The sequence below is a fragment of the Nonomuraea roseola genome (assembly GCF_039535395.1).
Classification (GTDB): Bacteria; Actinomycetota; Actinomycetes; order Streptosporangiales; family Streptosporangiaceae; genus Nonomuraea; species Nonomuraea roseola.
The window spans coordinates 828,461-845,152 of record NZ_BAAAXC010000012.1; the positions used below are offsets into that span (position 1 = coordinate 828,461).

22 protein-coding genes are annotated in these 16,692 nt (G+C 70.8%); 12 read left to right on the top strand and 10 right to left on the bottom strand.

Annotation, left to right across the window (positions count from 1 at the left end; genetic code table 11):
- The first annotated feature begins 26 nt into the window (after positions 1 to 26).
- Positions 27 to 302: a DUF6221 family protein gene (locus tag ABFX55_RS16010; protein ID WP_346121757.1), complete on the top strand. Its 276-nt coding sequence runs from the start codon at positions 27 to 29 to the stop codon at positions 300 to 302.
- A gap of 75 nt (positions 303 to 377) precedes the next feature.
- Complete coding sequence (locus ABFX55_RS16015; RefSeq protein ID WP_346121759.1) at positions 378 to 764, top strand: DoxX family protein; 387 nt, start codon at positions 378 to 380, stop codon at positions 762 to 764.
- A 584-nt stretch (positions 765 to 1,348) separates the two neighbouring features.
- On the opposite strand, the gene ABFX55_RS16020 is transcribed toward ABFX55_RS16015, so the two are convergent.
- On the bottom strand, positions 1,349 to 1,816 hold the full coding sequence (locus ABFX55_RS16020) for a MarR family winged helix-turn-helix transcriptional regulator (protein ID WP_346121761.1): 468 nt from the start codon (positions 1,814 to 1,816) through the stop codon (positions 1,349 to 1,351).
- 104 nt (positions 1,817 to 1,920) lie between these two features.
- Between ABFX55_RS16020 and ABFX55_RS16025 the strand changes: the two genes are divergently transcribed.
- From ABFX55_RS16025 to ABFX55_RS16035, 3 genes are all read left to right on the top strand, one after another.
- Positions 1,921 to 2,781 carry an MBL fold metallo-hydrolase gene (locus ABFX55_RS16025; RefSeq protein ID WP_346121763.1) on the top strand — a complete coding sequence of 287 codons (861 nt, stop codon included), beginning with the start codon at positions 1,921 to 1,923 and terminating at the stop codon, positions 2,779 to 2,781.
- 92 nt (positions 2,782 to 2,873) lie between these two features.
- Positions 2,874 to 3,368, top strand: coding sequence for a VOC family protein (locus ABFX55_RS16030; protein ID WP_346121765.1), 495 nt, complete (start codon positions 2,874 to 2,876; stop codon positions 3,366 to 3,368).
- A gap of 94 nt (positions 3,369 to 3,462) precedes the next feature.
- Positions 3,463 to 4,071, top strand: coding sequence for a hypothetical protein (locus ABFX55_RS16035; protein ID WP_346121767.1), 609 nt, complete (start codon positions 3,463 to 3,465; stop codon positions 4,069 to 4,071).
- A 120-nt stretch (positions 4,072 to 4,191) separates the two neighbouring features.
- On the opposite strand, the gene ABFX55_RS16040 is transcribed toward ABFX55_RS16035, so the two are convergent.
- Positions 4,192 to 5,337, bottom strand: a complete 1,146-nt coding sequence (locus ABFX55_RS16040; RefSeq protein ID WP_346121768.1) for a pyridoxal phosphate-dependent aminotransferase — start codon at positions 5,335 to 5,337, stop codon at positions 4,192 to 4,194.
- 423 nt (positions 5,338 to 5,760) lie between these two features.
- On the opposite strand from ABFX55_RS16040, the gene ABFX55_RS16045 reads away from it, so the two are divergent.
- A complete protein-coding gene (locus tag ABFX55_RS16045; protein WP_346121770.1) occupies positions 5,761 to 5,883 on the top strand; it encodes a hypothetical protein in 123 nt (40 codons plus the stop codon).
- A 159-nt stretch (positions 5,884 to 6,042) separates the two neighbouring features.
- Here the strand turns inward: ABFX55_RS16045 and ABFX55_RS16050 are convergent, their stop codons facing one another.
- The 4 genes from ABFX55_RS16050 to ABFX55_RS16065 all read right to left on the bottom strand — a co-directional run bounded on the left by ABFX55_RS16050 (position 6,043) and on the right by ABFX55_RS16065 (position 9,572).
- Positions 6,043 to 6,360: a hypothetical protein gene (locus ABFX55_RS16050; protein ID WP_346121772.1), complete on the bottom strand. Its 318-nt coding sequence runs from the start codon at positions 6,358 to 6,360 to the stop codon at positions 6,043 to 6,045.
- Between the two features lie 78 nt (positions 6,361 to 6,438).
- A complete protein-coding gene (locus ABFX55_RS16055; RefSeq protein ID WP_346121774.1) occupies positions 6,439 to 6,591 on the bottom strand; it encodes a hypothetical protein in 153 nt (50 codons plus the stop codon).
- 72 nt (positions 6,592 to 6,663) lie between these two features.
- The gene (locus ABFX55_RS16060; protein ID WP_346121776.1) at positions 6,664 to 8,091 is read right to left on the bottom strand and encodes a serine/threonine protein kinase; all 1,428 of its coding nucleotides are present in this window, start codon (positions 8,089 to 8,091) and stop codon (positions 6,664 to 6,666) included.
- Positions 8,091 to 9,572 carry a serine/threonine protein kinase gene (locus tag ABFX55_RS16065; protein ID WP_346121778.1) on the bottom strand — a complete coding sequence of 494 codons (1,482 nt, stop codon included), beginning with the start codon at positions 9,570 to 9,572 and terminating at the stop codon, positions 8,091 to 8,093. The genes ABFX55_RS16060 and ABFX55_RS16065 overlap by 1 nt, the downstream gene beginning before the upstream one ends.
- A 448-nt stretch (positions 9,573 to 10,020) precedes the next feature.
- On the opposite strand from ABFX55_RS16065, the gene ABFX55_RS16070 reads away from it, so the two are divergent.
- Complete coding sequence (locus ABFX55_RS16070; protein ID WP_346121780.1) at positions 10,021 to 10,407, top strand: RidA family protein; 387 nt, start codon at positions 10,021 to 10,023, stop codon at positions 10,405 to 10,407.
- A gap of 15 nt (positions 10,408 to 10,422) precedes the next feature.
- On the opposite strand, the gene ABFX55_RS16075 is transcribed toward ABFX55_RS16070, so the two are convergent.
- Complete coding sequence (locus tag ABFX55_RS16075) at positions 10,423 to 10,818, bottom strand: hypothetical protein (RefSeq protein WP_346121782.1); 396 nt, start codon at positions 10,816 to 10,818, stop codon at positions 10,423 to 10,425.
- 187 nt (positions 10,819 to 11,005) lie between these two features.
- Here ABFX55_RS16075 and ABFX55_RS16080 point away from each other — a divergent pair, with 187 nt between their 5' ends.
- Positions 11,006 to 11,437 carry a carboxymuconolactone decarboxylase family protein gene (locus ABFX55_RS16080; protein ID WP_346121784.1) on the top strand — a complete coding sequence of 144 codons (432 nt, stop codon included), beginning with the start codon at positions 11,006 to 11,008 and terminating at the stop codon, positions 11,435 to 11,437.
- 3 nt (positions 11,438 to 11,440) lie between these two features.
- Here ABFX55_RS16080 and ABFX55_RS16085 read toward each other — a convergent pair whose 3' ends face one another.
- Both ABFX55_RS16085 and ABFX55_RS16090 read right to left on the bottom strand, forming a co-directional pair.
- Positions 11,441 to 11,593: a hypothetical protein gene (locus ABFX55_RS16085; RefSeq protein WP_346121785.1), complete on the bottom strand. Its 153-nt coding sequence runs from the start codon at positions 11,591 to 11,593 to the stop codon at positions 11,441 to 11,443.
- A gap of 576 nt (positions 11,594 to 12,169) precedes the next feature.
- Complete coding sequence (locus ABFX55_RS16090; RefSeq protein ID WP_346121787.1) at positions 12,170 to 12,886, bottom strand: TetR/AcrR family transcriptional regulator C-terminal domain-containing protein; 717 nt, start codon at positions 12,884 to 12,886, stop codon at positions 12,170 to 12,172.
- Between the two features lie 111 nt (positions 12,887 to 12,997).
- Between ABFX55_RS16090 and ABFX55_RS16095 the strand changes: the two genes are divergently transcribed.
- The 4 genes from ABFX55_RS16095 to ABFX55_RS16110 all read left to right on the top strand — a co-directional run bounded on the left by ABFX55_RS16095 (position 12,998) and on the right by ABFX55_RS16110 (position 15,983).
- Positions 12,998 to 13,579 (top strand): NADPH-dependent FMN reductase, encoded by a 582-nt coding sequence (locus ABFX55_RS16095; protein ID WP_346121789.1) that lies wholly within the window; start codon positions 12,998 to 13,000, stop codon positions 13,577 to 13,579.
- Between the two features lie 6 nt (positions 13,580 to 13,585).
- A complete protein-coding gene (locus tag ABFX55_RS16100) occupies positions 13,586 to 15,079 on the top strand; it encodes an MDR family MFS transporter (RefSeq protein WP_346121791.1) in 1,494 nt (497 codons plus the stop codon).
- 7 nt (positions 15,080 to 15,086) lie between these two features.
- The gene (locus tag ABFX55_RS16105; RefSeq protein WP_346121793.1) at positions 15,087 to 15,632 is read left to right on the top strand and encodes a YciI family protein; all 546 of its coding nucleotides are present in this window, start codon (positions 15,087 to 15,089) and stop codon (positions 15,630 to 15,632) included.
- A gap of 207 nt (positions 15,633 to 15,839) precedes the next feature.
- Positions 15,840 to 15,983 carry a hypothetical protein gene (locus ABFX55_RS16110; RefSeq protein ID WP_346121795.1) on the top strand — a complete coding sequence of 48 codons (144 nt, stop codon included), beginning with the start codon at positions 15,840 to 15,842 and terminating at the stop codon, positions 15,981 to 15,983.
- A 114-nt stretch (positions 15,984 to 16,097) separates the two neighbouring features.
- On the opposite strand, the gene ABFX55_RS16115 is transcribed toward ABFX55_RS16110, so the two are convergent.
- A complete protein-coding gene (locus ABFX55_RS16115) occupies positions 16,098 to 16,667 on the bottom strand; it encodes a TetR/AcrR family transcriptional regulator (RefSeq protein WP_346121797.1) in 570 nt (189 codons plus the stop codon).
- Between the last annotated feature and the right edge of the window lie 25 nt (positions 16,668 to 16,692).

Sequence of the window (16,692 nt, forward strand, 5' to 3'; positions counted from 1 at the left end):
ACAGACCGACGCGCGGGGGAGCATGGATGGATGAGCTGATCGCGTTCCTGAGGGAGAGGCTCGACGAGGACGAGCGGGCCGCGCAGGCCGGGCACCCCACTTGTCGCGGCCCCGGCCGCGAGCTGCGCGAGGTGGAGGCCAAGCGGCGCATCCTCGACGAGCTGGAGAGTTTCGTCGCCGATGCCGAGTACCTTCCCCAGGACGAGCGCAACGCCGACACGGCGACGGCATTCGGGATCGTTCGCCTGCTCGCCATGCCGTACGACGATCACGACGACTTCCGAGAAGAGTGGAAGCCATGACCCGCCGGTGATGTCGTGACAGGGAGGACGGCTCCGACGTCTGGGTGAAGGCACCGAAGAGACAGGAGCAGGAAGATGCCCACTCTCACCGTCACCGGCCGAAGGGCCGACCACGTGGTCCGGGCGCTGCGGATCCTCGTGGCACTCGCGTTCCTGATGGCCGCGGGCACCAAGTTCGCGGCGCAGGCCGACGCCGTGAGGTCGTTCGACGAGATCAGGTTCGGCCGCTGGTTCATGTACGTCATCGCCTGCGTCGAGCTCGCCGGGGCGATCGGGATCCTGACCCCGCGACTGGCGGGTCCGGCGGCGCTCGGTCTGACAACCCTGCTGACGGGCGCGGTCGTGACCCAGCTCGTCGTGTTCGACCCGGTGACGTCGCTGATCCCGCTGGCCCACCTCGTGCCGGTGGCGATCGTGGCCTGGGCCAGGCGCGCCTGCTCCAGCAGCGTCACGACGGCGTGACCCGCGACTCTCCGCGCAGTCTCCGGGGCCGCCCGGACACGTTTCGACGGAGAGCTTCAACACCGGCGGCGGCAACCGGCATGCGCGGGGAGGCTTCTCTGACTCGAGGTTCTGGCCGATCCCGCCGCCGGGGGCGGGCGGGAACGCCGAGCGGGCGTCCTTGGGGAGGTGGGTCCGGACTGGAGATATCGGTTCGCCAGAACGGGTAGCCATCCCCCATGCGCTTCGGGAACTGGGAGGTACGACCGCTCGGCGGCGGGATGGGCTGCCTGACGATGATCGTCGTGTCGATCCTGCTGTCGGTGCTGCTGACGCTCGTCCTCAACCTGATCTTCTGAGCGCGCCGTACGCGGCGGGTGTCGCGGCGGAACAGGGCCGTCCAGAGGACGGGCTCGCCGAAGCTGGAGGACCCGGGGACGACTCCATCGCCGACCACAAGTCGCCGGCGATGAACGGCGAGCTCACCCAGATCGAGGACATCGTGCCGTGGGTGCGGTTCCTGCTCACCGACGGCTGGCGGGCCAACGGCCAGACTTTCTTCGTCAACGGCGGCTACACCACCCGCTGAGCGCCGACGCACCCCGTCAGCGCTCGTCGGCGGCCGAGGCGGGGTCTGGGGCGGGGTCTGAGGCGGCGCGCAGGAGCAGGTCGCGCAGGCTGTCCTGCTCCTGCGGCGACAGCCCCGCCAAGGGCGAGCGCGCGGTCAGGAGCTCGAGCAGGCGTCCCCGCAGCTCCACCCCCTCCGCCGTGAGCACCAGATGCTTGGCCCGCCGGTCCTGCGGGTGGGCGTGCCGCTCGACCAGCCCCCGCTTCTCCAGCTTGTCGACGATGAACGTCGCGTTGGACGGCTCGCAGCTCATCCGCTCCGCGAGGTCCCTCATGGTCATCGGCCCGGTCAGCTCGCGCAGCGCAACGGCCTGAGGTCCGGTCAGGCCGAGCGCGGTGGCCCGCTGCCTGACCTGCTCCTCGATCTGCCGAGCCAGCCCGCTCACCAGCCCGCACAGGTTGCGCTCGGCGACCGCGCGCCGTTCCAGCTCACTGAGCTCGCTCATGCCTTCACCCTACCAATATGCATCTAGCTTTAATACTTGCAGCTTGAACCTTTCTAGCTATAAGTTTCTGTCCGCAGAACTCGACCACCGCGATGAGGACAGCCATGACCAGCACCACCATCGACCACCGCCTGACCCGCCCGGCCGGTATCCGCACGATCCAGCTCGGCCGGCTCACGGTCAGCTACGTGCCCGACGGGCACGTGCAGCTGCCCGGCCGCTCCTGGCTGCCGGCCACGACCGACGAGTTCTGGGCCGAGCATCCCGAATACCTCGACGACGCGGGCAACCTGATCGCCAGCATCGGCGGTCTGCTGGTCGAGTACGGCGAGCGGGCGATGCTGATCGACGCCGGGTTCGGCCCGCTGTCGAGCCCCGCCCAGCCCGGCAACGCGCATGGCGCAATCCAGGGTGGGGCGCTCCTCGACAACCTCGCCGCGCTCGGCCGTACCCCGCAGGAGATCGAGGCGGTGGCCGTCACCCACCTGCACGTCGACCACCTCGGCTGGCTCTGGCAGCCCACTGCCGACCGGCTCCCCTTCGCCGGCGCGCGGATCCACATCGCCGAGGCCGAATGGGCACGCCCCGACCTCGCCATCGCGGAGGGCACCGGCCAGGAGATCCTCGACATCATGGCGCCCCAGGTCCGGACGGTCACCGACGGCGAGGAGATCTTCCCCGGCGTCCACGTGCGGATCGCCGCCGGGCACACCGTCGGGCACACCACCTACGTGCTCAGCTCAGGCGGGCAGCGGCTCATCGCCTTCGGCGACGCGCTGCACTCGCCGGTACAGATCGGGCATCCCGAGCTGCACGCCGCCCCTGACCACGATGTCGCCGAGTCCACCGAGGCGCGCCGCCGCCTGATCGCCGAACTGGCCGGTCCGGACACGCTCGGCTTCGGCAACCACTTCGCCGACGTGCAGTTCGGCCGCGTGCAGGATGACGCGTGGCTGCCGGCCTGAGGCCGCGGCCGATCGGACGGCATAACCGGCAGGCCGGTCCCGTTGTGACAGGAGCTCGTCCTGCCGATCACTCACGCTGAGGAGAAGATCCCATGACCCTTTCCCAGGACGCCGAGAACGGGAAGCCGCCGGCCGTCCGGCAGCTCCGGCTGGTGGTCGAGGCGGAGGACTACGAGGCCGCCCTCGCCTTCTACCGGGACGCCCTGGGCCTGCCGGAGCAGGCCGCCTTCTCCGGTGGAGACGGCGCGCACGTGGCGATCCTCGACGCTGGGCGGGCCACGCTCGAGATCGCGAATCCCGCGCAGAAGAGGATGATCGACGATGTCGAGGTGGGCCGCCAGGTGGCCCCCAGGATCCGGGTCGCGTTCGAGGTCGACGACGCCCGGGCCGCCACCGACCGGCTGCTCTCGGCCGGCGCCGAGGAGGTCGCGCCGCCCACGGTCACGCCGTGGCAGTCGCTGAACGCGAGGTTCGACGCGCCCGCCGGCCTGCACATCTCGGTGTTCCAGGAACTGCGCAGCCTCGAGGAGCGCGAGTCGCTCGACGGCTTCGGAACCGAGGAGGGCCGGCGAGAGGACTCCTCCTGACGAAATCCGCCGCATCTGACGCGAACCTCTGGCTTCTTGATCGCATCAAAGGGGATGTCGCACACTCACTGATCAAGAAAGCGGTATTCCCCCCATGATCAAGCTGGTCCTCTCCGGTGTCGCCGGTGCCGTACTCGTCTTCGGCGCCACCGCCCCCGCCTTCGCGGCCGCCCCGCGCGAGGTCCCCAAGGGTTTTCTGAAGTACGAGCACAAGAAGGCCCAGGACAAGTACATGAGCTGGGAGGTCTCCGACAAGGCCCAGCCCCTCGCCCTGCTGACCGACTGCCCGGCGAAGCGGCCGAGCGTGCAGAAGGCCGAGGACTCCCGTACGGTCAACGCCAGCGGCGACAGCGACTACCGCTATGCCGAGCAGGTGGTCATCATGCCCAGCCCCGCGGCGGCGCAGCAGGTCATGAGGGGGTTGAGGGCCGGCGCCGCGTCGTGCGCCACGAAGCGGCTGGCCGTCAAGACGGCGTCGGCCGGGAAGCTGGGTGACGAGGCCTTCACCTTCAGCGCCCAGAACGTCTCGAAGCACAGCCTCGGCGGAGCCGAGCGGGCCGTGGTGGTCAGGAAGGGCAGCGCCGTGCTCGTGTACAGCGAGTTCACGGCGTACGGCAAGATCGGCAAGCACGACTTCACGAAGCCGCTGGCCGACGCCCGGGCGATGGCCCTCCGGCTGTGCCAGGCCGCAGGGGAGTGCTGAGGCGGAGCGTTCTTCCGGTGAGAAACGTCGGTGGCGTCCACCAGCTTGATCGTCTGCGGGGCCTCGGCCGCGCCGATGGATGAGGCCAGGCGACGGGTGACCCTCGTTCGAGGGCGACCGTCAGGCGAGGGCGGCGGTGAAGCGGTCGCGGAGTTCGGTCAGCCGCTTGACCGGCTCGTTGCTGTAGACCAGCCGGACGTACCGGCCCGCCACGGCCTCGCCCCAGGCGGTCATCGGGGTGGCGGCGATGCGCCCACGCGCCAGCAGCCGCGCCGACAGCTCCGGCGCGGCCAGCCCCAGAGCCTCCGCGTCCACCAGGCACGACCAGCCGCCCGCCGCCCGCACCACCGGCAGCCCGTCCAGCTCTCTGATGACGGTGTGGTGGCGGAGCTGGTACTCGGCCACCGCCTCCTCGACGCCACTCGGACCGGCGAGCGCCGCGGCGGCGCCGAGCTGCGCGAACCCGCTGGAGACCGTCGTGTTGTAGGTGACCGCCACGATGACGCGGGCCATGATGTCCGGCGGCCCGGCCACCCAGCCGATCCGCCAGCCGATCATCCGGTACTCCTTGGACATCGACCCGATCACGATGGTCCGCTCGGCCAGCCCGTCGACCCGGCACGGGTTGATGCGCGGGTGCCCGTCGAAGACGATGCGCTCCATGGCCGCGTCGTAGATCAGGTACGCGCCGGTCCGCTCGCAGACCTGGGCGACCGCCGCCCAGTCCTCCTGGTCGAGGACGACGCCCGACGGCATCGACGGGCTCATCAAGAGCAGCGCCGCCGCGTCGGACACCCGTAGCAGCGAGTCCCTGTCGAGCCGCCACAATCCGTCGCGGACCCGGAGAGGCACCAGGGACGGCTGCGCGCCCGCCAGCCGTACGCGCTGGAAGAGACCGGCGTACGTGGGGTCGGTGAGCACCACGCGCTCGCCCGGCTCGGTGGTGGCGAGCAGCACCGGCATGACCGCCGAGGTGCCGCCGGAGGTGACGACGATCTGCCGGACAGGGTCGAAGTCGAGGCCTGTCCGCAGGCGCAGGTCGGCGGCGATCGCCTCGCGCAGCACAGGCAGTCCGCTGAACGGCAGCCAGCTGTTGCCCTGCCCGGTGGTCAGCGCCTGGACGGTCGCCTCCACGGCGGCGGGCGGCGGCGGCACGTCGGTGTCGAGGTTCTCCATCCGCAGGACGTCGGGGTCGGACCCGGCGGCCGCGGCGACCCGGTCGATGTCGAACGACCGCACCTGGGCGAAGCGTGAGTTGTTCCGCATACGGAACACGCTTGCTCGACGAAGACTCGGTGTCAATGACGCCTGGTCCAGATGTCGTCGGTCCGGTTCCAGGGCGACGGGTCGCCGAACGTCCAAGATCCGGCCGTCCGAGCAACACGGCATCCGCTTCGGCGCGCTCTGCAGCAGCCACTCGGTAGTGGCCCAGGCGACCGCGCCGATCAGCAGCGCGGCGGGGAGCACCCACCACCACATCGCGCGTGGCGATCGCAGCTCGGGCGGACGGGCGGGCGGCTTGGGGGAGCAGGGAGAAGGCCCATGACCCATTCCACCCCGCCGTACCGCTGCTGCCGAGGCGAATGTCCCAAGTCGTGATCAGAGCGCTTGCGGCGCTGCGGTAACGCCTCTACTTTGGGGCTCATCGCGCCGACCCGAGTGGCGGGCCACCAGGGAGGAACACCCACCTTGACCGTCGACCGTCACCGGCCCGGCTACCTCTTCCGCCGCGTCGGCAGGGCACTTCTCGGCTACGGCGTCGCCCTGGTCTTCGCCGCCGTCGTGGTGGCGCTGTGGTGGCTGACGCGCTGACAGCCGACGCGCAGGCCCCGCCATCCGGCAGAAGACCCTCCCGCAGAAAACCCTTCAGCAGGAGGCCCTCCAGCAGAAGGGCCTCCTGCGGGAGACGTTCCGGCAGGAGGCCCTTCGACAGGAGGCCCTTCGACAGGAGAGCGGAGCGGCGGCGTCAGGTCAGCAGAGGTTCGCGCCGTCGAACGAGCGGACGCCACGGGGCACCTGCGTGCTGATGCTCTGCCCTGGCCGTACGGTGCTGCAGGGCCCGTCGGTGCCTCGTGCCCATACGATCTTGAGGTTCAGCGTGTGGGGACAGTCGTTCCTGGCGTAACCGGTCTTGGTGATGCGGCCGGTGTGCTCCCAGACCGTGACGCAGGACGGGGCGTTGCCCGCGGGAATCGCCGCAGTGGAGGCGACGGCCTGGCCGGGGAGGGCGAGCAGGCTCGATGCGAGGACGAGACCTGCGGCCGTGAGAGTCCCGAGAGCGGTGCGCATGATGGGGTGGGTCCTTTCGCTGGGAGATTGACCCTCCGATTAGTAATCGCATGACTACGTAGAGTCAAGCGAAACACTTCAGGAAGGCCCCCGGCGACGCAGTTCCTCGTAGGCCGCGAGGGCCCGGCGGCGCGCCGTCTCCTGCCGGGGCTCGCGCGGCGCCGGTGCCGGAGGCTGCTTGTCGGGGCCGGTCTGCTCGCGCGTCACGCTCTGTGGCGTGTCGTCGTCCATGGGGTGCAGGATCGCGCCTGATGCGGGGCGCGGCCACCGGTTCGGCCTATTGCCCCGATATGTGCGCGCCGCCTACCAGCCCTCGTCGAAGTCGCAGATCTCGACCGTGACGCTCCGCCGTACGCTCGAGGGGGTGAACACCTCGAAGACGACGCGATACGAGCCCGCCTCCTTCCAGGTGATGGAGGGGAGCACCACCTTGTCCCCCGGGGCGGCCTCGTGCCTGCCTCTGTTCTCCCCGTTGACCAGCCACCGGTAGCCGAACCTGCCCGAGGCCTTCACATCGGCGTAGATGTTCAGGTCGTAGCGCCAGCAGCCGCTCATCCTGATGCCCTCGGGGCGCAGACTCACCGAGCTCACGCCACCGGTGGCCTGGGACGGCTCGGCGGAACGGCTGCCCGTGGGACGCGAGGTGGGGGACGACGTGGGCCGCGAGGTAGGGCGCACGGTGGGCTCGGAGGTGCGCGACACGGTGGGAGTGGAGCGGGGCTTCGCGCTGGTTCTGCTCGTGCCGGGCCGAGGCGTCGTGCGCTTCCCCGTGGCCGCGGGGGACTTTCCCGTCGCGGGCAGGGCGGCGGCGCCGGTGGAAGCGGTGTTCGTGGGAGCGGACGAGTACGTGCCGGAGCCGCCCCAGAGCGCGGCCGCTCCCCAGGTGGCGCCGGCGAGACAGGTCACGGCCAGCGCGGCCGCCCCCGCCACGAGCGCGGGCCTGTGGCGCCGCCCGGCAGGCGCGCTGCGCGCGGGCGGCTGGGCGCCGATGAGCTGGAAGAGCACGTCCTGCATGGTCGGACGGCGGGCGGGGTCCTTGTCGAGGCAGCAGGCCACGATCGGGCGCAGCGCGTCGGGCACCTGATCCAGCAGCGGCTCGCCGTACTGGACCCTTCTGATCACCTCGGGCAGCGACCCCCTCCCGAAGGGCGGCGTGCCCGTGGCGGCGAACACCATCACCCCCGCCCAGGCGAACACGTCCGCCGCTGGCCCCACTTCCTCGCCCGCCACCTGCTCGGGGGCCATGTAGGACGGCGTGCCGACGATGCTGCTCGTGACCGTGAGGGCAGAGCCCGTCGCGCGGGCGATGCCGAAGTCGATGACGCGGGGGCCGTCCCTGCCGAGCAGGACGTTGGCGGGCTTGAAGTCCCTGTGCACCACGCCCGCCCGGTGGATGGCGGCGAGCGCGGTGGCGGTGCTGATCGCCAGCCGCTGCAGGTCGGCGCCGAGGTGGCGCCCTGCCTCCTGCAGGGAGGGGCCCTCGACGTACTCCGTGACGATGTACGGCCTGCCGCTCAGCGACGCGTCGAGCACCTGGGCGATGCAGAACGGTTCCACCCTGCGCGCGGCGGCGATCTCCTTGGCGAAGCGGTCGTCGCCCACGAAACCCTCACGGAGCGTCTTGACCGCCACGGGACGTCCGTCGGGCGCGGTGGCGAGGTAGACCACACCCTGGCCGCCCTCGCCGAGCGGCCTGACGACCCGGTAGGGGCCGATGAAGGAGGGCGTCATCAGTAGTCCACGGAGCAGACGTCGATCGAGATGCTCCTGGTGACGGTGACAGGCGAGGTCACCCGCAGGGTGACGGTGTGCGGGCCTGCCTTCAGCATGTACTGGTCAGCGGTCACGAACGCGGTGTAGTCGTCCTCTGGGACCCAGCTTTTCCCGCTGCGCTTCGTCATGCCGTCCACGAGCCACCGGTAGGAGATCCATATCCCCTTCCTGCTCGACGCCACCGTGGTCTGGAAGTGCACGGGCGGCATGTAGCAGCCCTCCGCCTCGACCTGGCCAGGGCCTCCGGACAGCTGGATGGGCTGGATGTCGAGGTCGACGCGGGGGACGGGCTTCCGCGTAGGGCGCGTGGCCGTGGGGGACGGGCTCGGCGTGGGGGTGCGCGTGGTCGGCGTGTCCGAGGGCGTGGGCCTGGGCGAGCGGGTGGTCCTGCTGGACGGCGAGGCCTTGGGCGTCCGCTTCGGGCGAGGGGTGCCCCGCTTGGACGTGACGGCCGTGCTAGCGGCCGGCGACTCGGAGGGAGTGGCGACGGCGGCGAGCGCGGGGGAGCCGGAGCCGTCCGGTGAGGGGGTCCGCCAGACGACCGCGGCCACCAGCGCCGCGGACATCACCACGGCGACGCCCGCGGCCACCGGGACGACGGCGCGGCGCCGCCTGACGCGGACGGTTCTGCCGCCGCGCGCGGGCGTCGTGGACTGCCCCTCTCCGCCGAGCAGACGCAGCAGCACGTCCTGCATGGCGGGCCTGCGGGCGGGATCCTTGGCCAGGCAGTCGTAGACGATCGAGCGCAGCGGATGCGGCAGGTCGCCCATCTGGGGCTCGTTGTTCAGGATGCGGTTGATGATCGCGGGCAGCGTGTCCTCGCCGAACGGCGGCGCGCCCGTGCCGGCCCAGACCATCACCGACGCCCACGCGAACACGTCCGTCGGGGGACCGACCTGCGCGCCCGCCAGCTGCTCCGGAGCCATGTAGGCGGGCGTGCCGACGATGCTGCTCGTGACCGTGGCGCCCGCGTCCGTGGCGCGGGCGATGCCGAAGTCGATGACGCGCGGGCCGCCGGGGCCCAGCAGCACGTTCGCAGGCTTGAAGTCCCTGTGGACGACCCCCGCCTGGTGGATCGCCGCCAGCGCGGTCGCCGTGGCCACGGCCAGCCGCTGGAGCTCGGCCCCGCCGTGGCGTCCGGCCTGCTGCAGGGTGGGGCCCTCGATGTACTCGGTGACGATGTACGGCCTGCCGCTCAGCGACGCGTCGAGCACCTGGGCGACGCAGAACGGCTCGACCCTGCGCGCGGCGGCGATCTCCTTGGCGAAGCGGTCGTCGGCGGCGACGCCGTCCCGCAGGACCTTGACGGCCACGGGCCTGCCGTCGGGGGCCCGGCCGAGATACACGACGCCCTGGCCGCCCTCCCCGAGCCTGCCGACGATCAGGTAGGCGCCTATCGCGGCGGGATCACCTTCACGCAGTGGTGCGGCTTGCGGCATGAGGGGTGACTCCTGAGGCGGGAGAGATCAACCCCATGCACCTTAGCGGGATAAGTCAGGATTTGTAGGCGTCTCCGGTTGATCACTGACACCAAAACGCCCCACCGCCCCGAGCCGCTCACCCCCGCCCGACCGGCACCCTCGTCCGACCGGCACCCTCGTCTGTCTGGCCACCCTCGTCCGACCGGCAGCCCCCTGTCCGACCGGCGCCCTCATCCGACCGGCAGCCCTGCCCGACCGGCATCGCTTTGGCCGGCACCCCTCTGACATCGACGATCCCGCGTTGGGCGGCGGACCCCGTGCTGGGCGGTTGGCCCGTGTTGGGTGGCGGCGGGCGAACAGTGGGCCGCCCATGGAAGAATCCCAGGTCAGCGCGGTGTGCGGTAGGGGCTCGGGCCAGGGAAAAGGGGCCGCGCGTTCCTCCCCTGCCGGGATAGATTGCGGCGATATGGAGATTTTGACGCGCAATCCGAGTGAGGGCGTCTACCCCGCCACCGACGACTACGTCCACGCCCTCGAGGTCAGGGGTGCGCAGCGGTTGCTGTTCGTCGCCGGAACCATGGGACTCGACGCGCAGGGCGTCCCAGGAGCGACGCTCGACGACCAGTTGCAGCTGATCTGGTCGAACATCAGGGCCATCCTCGCCTCGGCCGGCATGACCGTCGACAACATCGTGCGGCTCACCAGCTACCTCCGCGACCCCTCCTACGCCGACGCCAACGCCAAGGCGAGGGTGGCCGCGCTCGGCGGACGTCCGGTGCCCACGACCGCGCTCGTGGCCCAGACGCTGGTCAGCGAGTGGCTGGTCGAGATCGAGGTGATCGCGGCGGGCTGAGGACGAGCCGCCGGGTCAGCGGTCGAACCAGGCCCTCGCCGACGAGGGAACCAGCAGAAGGCCGGCCACCACGACGGGCCCGACGAGGTTCGGGCTGATCAGGCTGAAAAGGTCGAAGTCGGACTCATCGAGTGCGGTGACCACCCCCGCGGCGAACAGCGCGGCCTCCCATGCGGCGAGCAGGACGAGGACGCGTCGCCGTCGGGTGGCCACTCTGTCGGCCAGCAGCCAGCCGGAGACCCCCGCCGCCAGCATCAGAGCGACCAGCGCCCACGCCACCGGTGGCGCGCCGCCCCCACCCGCGGTCACCGCACCCATGAACACCGCGCCGACGGCGGCGAACGCCGCCTGGATCGTCACGAGCAGGCGGCCGATGTCGACGGGGCGCGGCATCCGGAGCGTCTGGTCCACAGCAAGATCGTCGTGCATCCCGCACGGAAGGGCAAGAGCTGGAATAAACCATAGGGGGGTATGGTTTACGGCGACTGATCCGAGGAGGAGACATGAGACGTCTGGACCGGCTGGAGCCCGAGCAGGCCCCCGAGAAGTCGAGAGAGCTGCTCGGCGGCATCGTCGAGCGTCATGGAGCGCGGGGGAGATGGTCTCGACGATGGCCCACTCACCCGCCCTGCTCCAGGGCTACCTTGACTTCTCGCACGCCATGAAGCGGGTCAAGATGCCGCGCCCGCTCAGCGAGAAGGTGTCGCTGGCGCTGCAGGAGTGGATCGGATGCGGTCTGTGCATGGCGGCGCACACCCAGGCCGCGCGTACGGCGGGCCTGAGCGAGGCCGACATCGCGCTGGCCAGGCAGGGCGTCTCGACCGACGCCAGAGAGGCGGCGCTGATCGCGGTGGCCGTCCGGGTGTTGGCCGAGCCCGCCTCGATCAGCGACGCGGACGTCGCGGAGCTGCGGGCCCTCGGGTGGAGCGACCGGGTGATCGCGGAGATCGTCGGCCTGGTCACGCTCAACCTGATGACGGGCGCCTTCAACCTCCTGGCGGGGCTGGAGGCGAAGGAGGAGGTCGCCTGAGCCCTACTGTCCCGCGGCGGCCCGCCGCTCGGCGAGGGCCTGGCGGCGCTCCTCGGCCTTGGCGGCCTTCTCATGCTTGAGCAGGGCGCGTACGCCGAGCAGGAAGGCGGTGGCCACGAGCGCGGGCGGCGCGAGGGCCGAGAAGACCTCGAACATGAAGATCACCGTTTGGGTTGGCGGGCAAGGGCCACTCCAGGATATGACGCCGCACCCCCGCTTCCCCTCCCGCCCAGCCCCCAAACCTCTCCCCGCCCGCCGCCGCCCCCCAACTACGACCCGGAAGAACCGCTGGACCAGGGAAAGCTTCCTGAACGGTGAGGACCCTGGACCCACCGAGGTCTCGTCTGGGCGAGGAGAACCACGGCCCCGCCTGGGCGGGCGCGAGAGGCTATGACTTCGCCTGGGCGGAGGAACCCATGGCCCCGACGGGCGGCGGGAACCATGGCCTCGCCCAGGGATGGGAGGACCGGGCGGACGGGGGAATCCTGGGGCCGCTCGGGCGACGGGAACCGCCGTCCGAACGGGGGAGGGACGTCACCCGGGTGTGGGGACGGGCTCGTGCGGGCGTGGACGACGGGTGTCACCGGAACACGGCCGAGCGCGGATGGGCGCCGTGCCCCGGCGAAGAGCTCCGCCTGCATCGTGGATCGCCGTATGGCGACGACTCGTCTGTCCGGTCTCACTCACGCCACGGGTTGTTCGCTGTCTGATCGAGCCTCGATGCGGGCATCCTCAAATCTTCAGGCGGGCGGCGATGCCATCGAGGAGGCAGTTGAGGCCGAGGTCGAACTGCCATTGCCTGTCGTCCTTGCGGGTGGCGGTGCGCAGGTAGTGCTCGTAGGCGGGGTAATGGCCGGTGCGCATGTGCCAGGCCATGAGGGGGGCGAGCTCGGTGCGCAGTTCGTCGCCGCTGGACAAGCTCTGCTCGCTCATGAACTCATCGACGGCGCTGTCGTAACTCATGGCGCCCTGCACGTAGGCGTCCACGCCACGGAAGACGCCCATCATCATGTCGGGGTCCAGGCCAAGGCCGTCGAGCGCCATCAGGGACTGCTCGGCCACGGCCATTCGGCTGGGCGTCAGGGCGAGCTTGGCTTGCGGCGGGAGCTGAGCCAGCCACCGGTGCTCCAGCATCAGCTCGCGGGTGCTGACGGCCAGGGCGTGCAGGCTCTCCCGCCAGCCGAGACCGCCGGGCAGGCGCATGTCTGCGTAGACATGGTCGACCATGAGTTCCAGCAGGTCGTCCTTGCCTGACACGTAGCGGTAGGGCGCCATGGGAGCGACGCCCAGTTCTGTGGCCAGGCGGCGCATGGTGATGGCCTCCAGGCCTTCGGCGTCGGCGACCGCGACGGCGGCAATGGCGATGCGCGGCGGAGACAACGTCTGGCGGGGGGCCGGTGCGGGCCGTTCCAGTCGCTCCCACAGCGGTGCGCTCTTGTCGGTGGCCATGCCGTTGTCCCCTTCTCCTCGCCTGCCGATACAACGTACCGGCAGTAGACAACGTACACACTCATGTGTACGTTGTATTTCGCTCAATACAGTGTACGCAAAGGAAGACAAGTGCTCAAGATCGCCGTCATTCTCGGCAGCATCCGTGAGGGACGCTTCGGCCCCGCCGTGGCGGACTGGCTGCTGGACCACCTCCATCAGCGCGACGACATGAGCGCCGACCTGATCGACTTGGCCGAGACCCCGCTGCCGACCGTCCTGCCGGTGCTCGGCCAGCCACCGGCCTCTCAAGAGGACAGGGATCTGCTGGCGGCCGTCTCGCCGCGCCTGGCGGCGGCCGACGCCTTCGTCATCGTGACACCCGAGTACAACCACAGCTTCCCGGCCGCGCTGAAGAACGCCATCGACTGGCACGGCGTCGAATGGCAGGCCAAGCCCGTCGCGTTCGTTTCCTACGGCGCCTTCTCCGCCGGGCTGCGCGCGGTCGAGCAGCTCAGGCTCGTCCTGTCTGAGCTGCACGCCGTCACCCTGCGTGACAGCGTCGGCCTGCAGCATCCGTGGGCGCAGTTCGACGGCGACGGCAAGGCTCTCGACCCGGCTGCCGATGCGGCCGCCAAGGTCATGCTGGACCGGCTCGGCTGGTGGGCGCACGCGCTGCGCGAGGCCAGGACCGCCCGCCCCTACACCGTCTGAGGCGCCATGACACGCCTGGGTGTCTTCGGGCTGCTGACCGGCATGTTCCTGGCCATGCTCGACGGCCTGATCGTGGGCACCGCGCTGCCCACCATCGCCGGCGACCTCGCCGGCCTGGACCAGCTGCCGGGGGTGGTGACCGCCTACATGCTCGCCGCTGCGGCGACCACCCCGATCTGGGGCAAGCTCGGCGACCTGCTCGGCCGCAAGGCCACCTTCGTCTGCTCCATCGCGCTGTTCCTGGCCGGATCCGCGCTGTGCGGCCTGGCGCAGACCATGCCGCAGCTCATCGCCTTCCGCGCCGTGCAGGGGCTCGGCGCGGGCGGGCTCATGGTCGGCGCGCTGGCCATCATCGGCGTGCTGGTCCCACCCCGCGACAGCGGCCGGCTGCAGTCGATGATCGGCGCCATCATGCCCGTCGCCTACGTCGGCGGGCCGCTGCTGGGCGGGCTGCTCACCGACCAACTCAGCTGGCGCTGGACCTTCTATGTCAACCTGCCCATCGGCGTCCTCGCGCTGCTGCTCATCGCCACCCGGATCCACCTGCCACCCGAGAAACGGGGCCGGCCGCGCATCGATTACATCGGAGCCGTGCTGCTGACCCTCGCCATCGTGGCCCTGACCCTGCTGGCGGGCGGCACCCCCTGGCCCTGGGCGCTCGGCGCGATCGGCGCGTTCGCCCTGGCCGCGTTCGTGGCCGTCGAACACCGCACCGCCGAGCCGATCATCCCTCCCCGGCTGTTCGCCGACCGGAACTTCACCTTCGCCCAGGTCCTGAGCTTCCTGGTCGGCGCGGTGATGCTCACCGTCACCAACTACCTGCCGCAGTACCTGCAGCTCGTGCAGGGCTCCTCCCCGGCGGCCAGCGGCATGCTGCTGCTCCCACTGATGTTCGGCATGCTCGGCGCCCAGTTGCTCACCGGCCGCCTCATCAGCGCGAACGGCCGCTACCGCAGCTACCCGATCCTCGGCGCAGCCCTCATGTCCGGCGGCGCGCTGGCACTGTTCCCACTTGACGGAGACACCCCGGTTGCGCTCGCCTCGGCCCTGACCCTCCCCATCGGAGCAGGACTGGGCCTGGTGCTGCAGAGCACAACCCTGATCACCATGAACAGCGCCGACCCGCGCGACATGGGCGCGGCCAGCGGCACCCTCACGCTGCTGCGCACCATCGGCGGCTCGCTCGGCATCGCCCTGCTGGGCACGCTGTATGCCGCCCAGGTACGCGGCGACCTGGCCGCCCATCTGGGACCGTCCGCCGCCGGTCGACTGACCACGCAGGGCGACCTCGCCCCCGCCCTGCTGCCGGACCTGCCCGCCCAGGTGGCCGACGCGGTTCGGCTGGCCGTCACCGGAGGCCTGCACGTCATCCTCATCGGCGCCGCCGCACTGTCCGTCGCCGCCTTCACCATCGCCTGGCTGATCCGCGAAACCCCGCTGCGCACCGGCCCCGCCGACGACCCCTACACACCCGCCCCTGCCGCAACCCGTGATAGATAGGCTCGACATGCAATTCTTCTGTTACCACCGTGACCGGCCCGGCTCCGCGGCACTGCGCGAGAAGCTGGTGGAAGAGCACTGGTCCTACATGGACCGCTACGCGGCTCAGCTGATCGCCCGCGGCCCGACCCTCGACGGCGACACGGCCACCGGCAGCGTGCATATCGTCGACCTGCCGGACCTGGCCGCCGCGCGGGCGTTCGCCTTCGACGAGCCCAACTTTCAGGCCGGCGTGTACCGGGACGTGATGCTGCGCCGGTGGCGCAACGTGCTGGGGCGCACCATGTGGGACTTTCCCGGCGGCCGCGAAGGCGGCAACCGCTATCTGGTTCTGGGCCTCGGCACGGGCCAGGCCGCCGACCTCGTTCCACCGTCCGACCGGCGGAACGACTTGATCGCCTACGGGCCGCTGTTGTCCGACGACGGCGTCACCTGGCTGGGCACGGCAGCCCTGATTCGGGCGACGGATCGGGACACGGCCCGCACAGTCCTGGCCCAGGACCGGTATGCCGGTATCGAAGTTCACGATTGGGAGTTCGGCGGACGACGATGATCAGCACCCCCGCCTGACCGCACGCACAAGGACAGCGGCGCGAGCCGATCCCTACCCGGCTAACCGTGATCACCCGGCAGGCGGTTCAGGCCCGTCCTTACCCACAACACCGATGGCGGCACCGTCATGCGGCGGTGTCGCGCCCAGCGGCCGTAGGCCCTTGCCTGAGGCCGAGGAAGCGATCGCGTAGCGGCGCAAGCCTCGACCATGCGCGATTTCGAACAGCCAGGTGATCACGGCCGGGGCGGCGTGGCGGCGCTTGGTCCGTACGACTTCATGCTGCCGGCGATCGCCGCCATGGTCGCCGTCGGAACGCAGAAAATGGTCGCCAGCCCTGCGGCGGTGGCGTAGCGGCCCAGGCAGTCGAGGTGGGCGTGGCGAGGGGGCTGAGCCGGGCGACGTCCTCGTCCCTGACCGGGACGGCGGTCGACAGGTAGCGGCTGTTCCACAGCGCGACGGACTGGATCAGGCGAGCAACCGGTCGACCAACCCATCGAGGTAGTCAGGGGTGAGCGGGCCCGCACCGAACAGGACGCGCATGTAGATCGGCGCCAGGAGATGGTCCAGCACCTCCAGTGCGTCGGGCGGGTCCTCGCCGCGGTCGCGGGCGCGGTCGAGCATGGCCTGCAACTGCCTGGAGCGGTCGGCCAGGAGCTCGTCGCGCGCCTGAAGGCCCTGCTGACCCTCGCCTGACAGCGCGATGGTCAGCCGCACCACCGCCAGGCCGTCGGGTCCGGTGACCTCGCGGGCCACGATGGCGGCGTAGGTCCGCAGGTCGCCGGCCAGGCTGCCGGTGTCAGGCATCGGCGCCTGCGCGTTGAGCCGGGTCAGCAGCACATCGCTGAGCAGGGCTTGGAGGGTGCCCCACCGGCGGTAGAGGCTGGTGTCGGCCACGCCCGCGCGGGCCGCGATGTCGCCGACGGTGAAGTTTCCGTAGCCGCGCTCGCTGACCAGGTCGGTAACGGCCTGGTGTACGGCCGCGCGGACCCGGGCGCTGCGCCCGCCGGGCCGCCTGGCCCGCCCCTGCTCATCCATACCCTCACCTTAACGCAGTCGAGAC

Excerpts from the sequence above, each read along its gene's own strand:
- ABFX55_RS16100 (WP_346121791.1), top strand. The coding sequence starts at position 13,586 with ATGACACGCCTGGGTGTCTTCGGGCTGCTGACCGGCATGTTCCTGGCC.
- ABFX55_RS16105 (WP_346121793.1), top strand. The coding sequence starts at position 15,087 with ATGCAATTCTTCTGTTACCACCGTGACCGGCCCGGCTCCGCGGCACTG.
- ABFX55_RS16090 (WP_346121787.1), bottom strand. The coding sequence starts at position 12,886 with ATGGCCACCGACAAGAGCGCACCGCTGTGGGAGCGACTGGAACGGCCC.
- ABFX55_RS16025 (WP_346121763.1), top strand. The coding sequence starts at position 1,921 with ATGACCAGCACCACCATCGACCACCGCCTGACCCGCCCGGCCGGTATC.
- ABFX55_RS16020 (WP_346121761.1), bottom strand. The coding sequence starts at position 1,816 with ATGAGCGAGCTCAGTGAGCTGGAACGGCGCGCGGTCGCCGAGCGCAAC.
- ABFX55_RS16110 (WP_346121795.1), top strand. The coding sequence starts at position 15,840 with ATGCGCGATTTCGAACAGCCAGGTGATCACGGCCGGGGCGGCGTGGCG.
- ABFX55_RS16010 (WP_346121757.1), top strand. The coding sequence starts at position 27 with ATGGATGAGCTGATCGCGTTCCTGAGGGAGAGGCTCGACGAGGACGAG.
- ABFX55_RS16055 (WP_346121774.1), bottom strand. The coding sequence starts at position 6,591 with ATGGACGACGACACGCCACAGAGCGTGACGCGCGAGCAGACCGGCCCC.
- ABFX55_RS16050 (WP_346121772.1), bottom strand. The coding sequence starts at position 6,360 with ATGCGCACCGCTCTCGGGACTCTCACGGCCGCAGGTCTCGTCCTCGCA.
- ABFX55_RS16080 (WP_346121784.1), top strand. The coding sequence starts at position 11,006 with ATGGTCTCGACGATGGCCCACTCACCCGCCCTGCTCCAGGGCTACCTT.
- ABFX55_RS16035 (WP_346121767.1), top strand. The coding sequence starts at position 3,463 with ATGATCAAGCTGGTCCTCTCCGGTGTCGCCGGTGCCGTACTCGTCTTC.
- ABFX55_RS16115 (WP_346121797.1), bottom strand. The coding sequence starts at position 16,667 with ATGGATGAGCAGGGGCGGGCCAGGCGGCCCGGCGGGCGCAGCGCCCGG.
- ABFX55_RS16085 (WP_346121785.1), bottom strand. The coding sequence starts at position 11,593 with ATGTTCGAGGTCTTCTCGGCCCTCGCGCCGCCCGCGCTCGTGGCCACC.
- ABFX55_RS16015 (WP_346121759.1), top strand. The coding sequence starts at position 378 with ATGCCCACTCTCACCGTCACCGGCCGAAGGGCCGACCACGTGGTCCGG.
- ABFX55_RS16070 (WP_346121780.1), top strand. The coding sequence starts at position 10,021 with ATGGAGATTTTGACGCGCAATCCGAGTGAGGGCGTCTACCCCGCCACC.
- ABFX55_RS16040 (WP_346121768.1), bottom strand. The coding sequence starts at position 5,337 with ATGCGGAACAACTCACGCTTCGCCCAGGTGCGGTCGTTCGACATCGAC.
- ABFX55_RS16030 (WP_346121765.1), top strand. The coding sequence starts at position 2,874 with ATGACCCTTTCCCAGGACGCCGAGAACGGGAAGCCGCCGGCCGTCCGG.
- ABFX55_RS16060 (WP_346121776.1), bottom strand. The coding sequence starts at position 8,091 with ATGACGCCCTCCTTCATCGGCCCCTACCGGGTCGTCAGGCCGCTCGGC.
- ABFX55_RS16065 (WP_346121778.1), bottom strand. The coding sequence starts at position 9,572 with ATGCCGCAAGCCGCACCACTGCGTGAAGGTGATCCCGCCGCGATAGGC.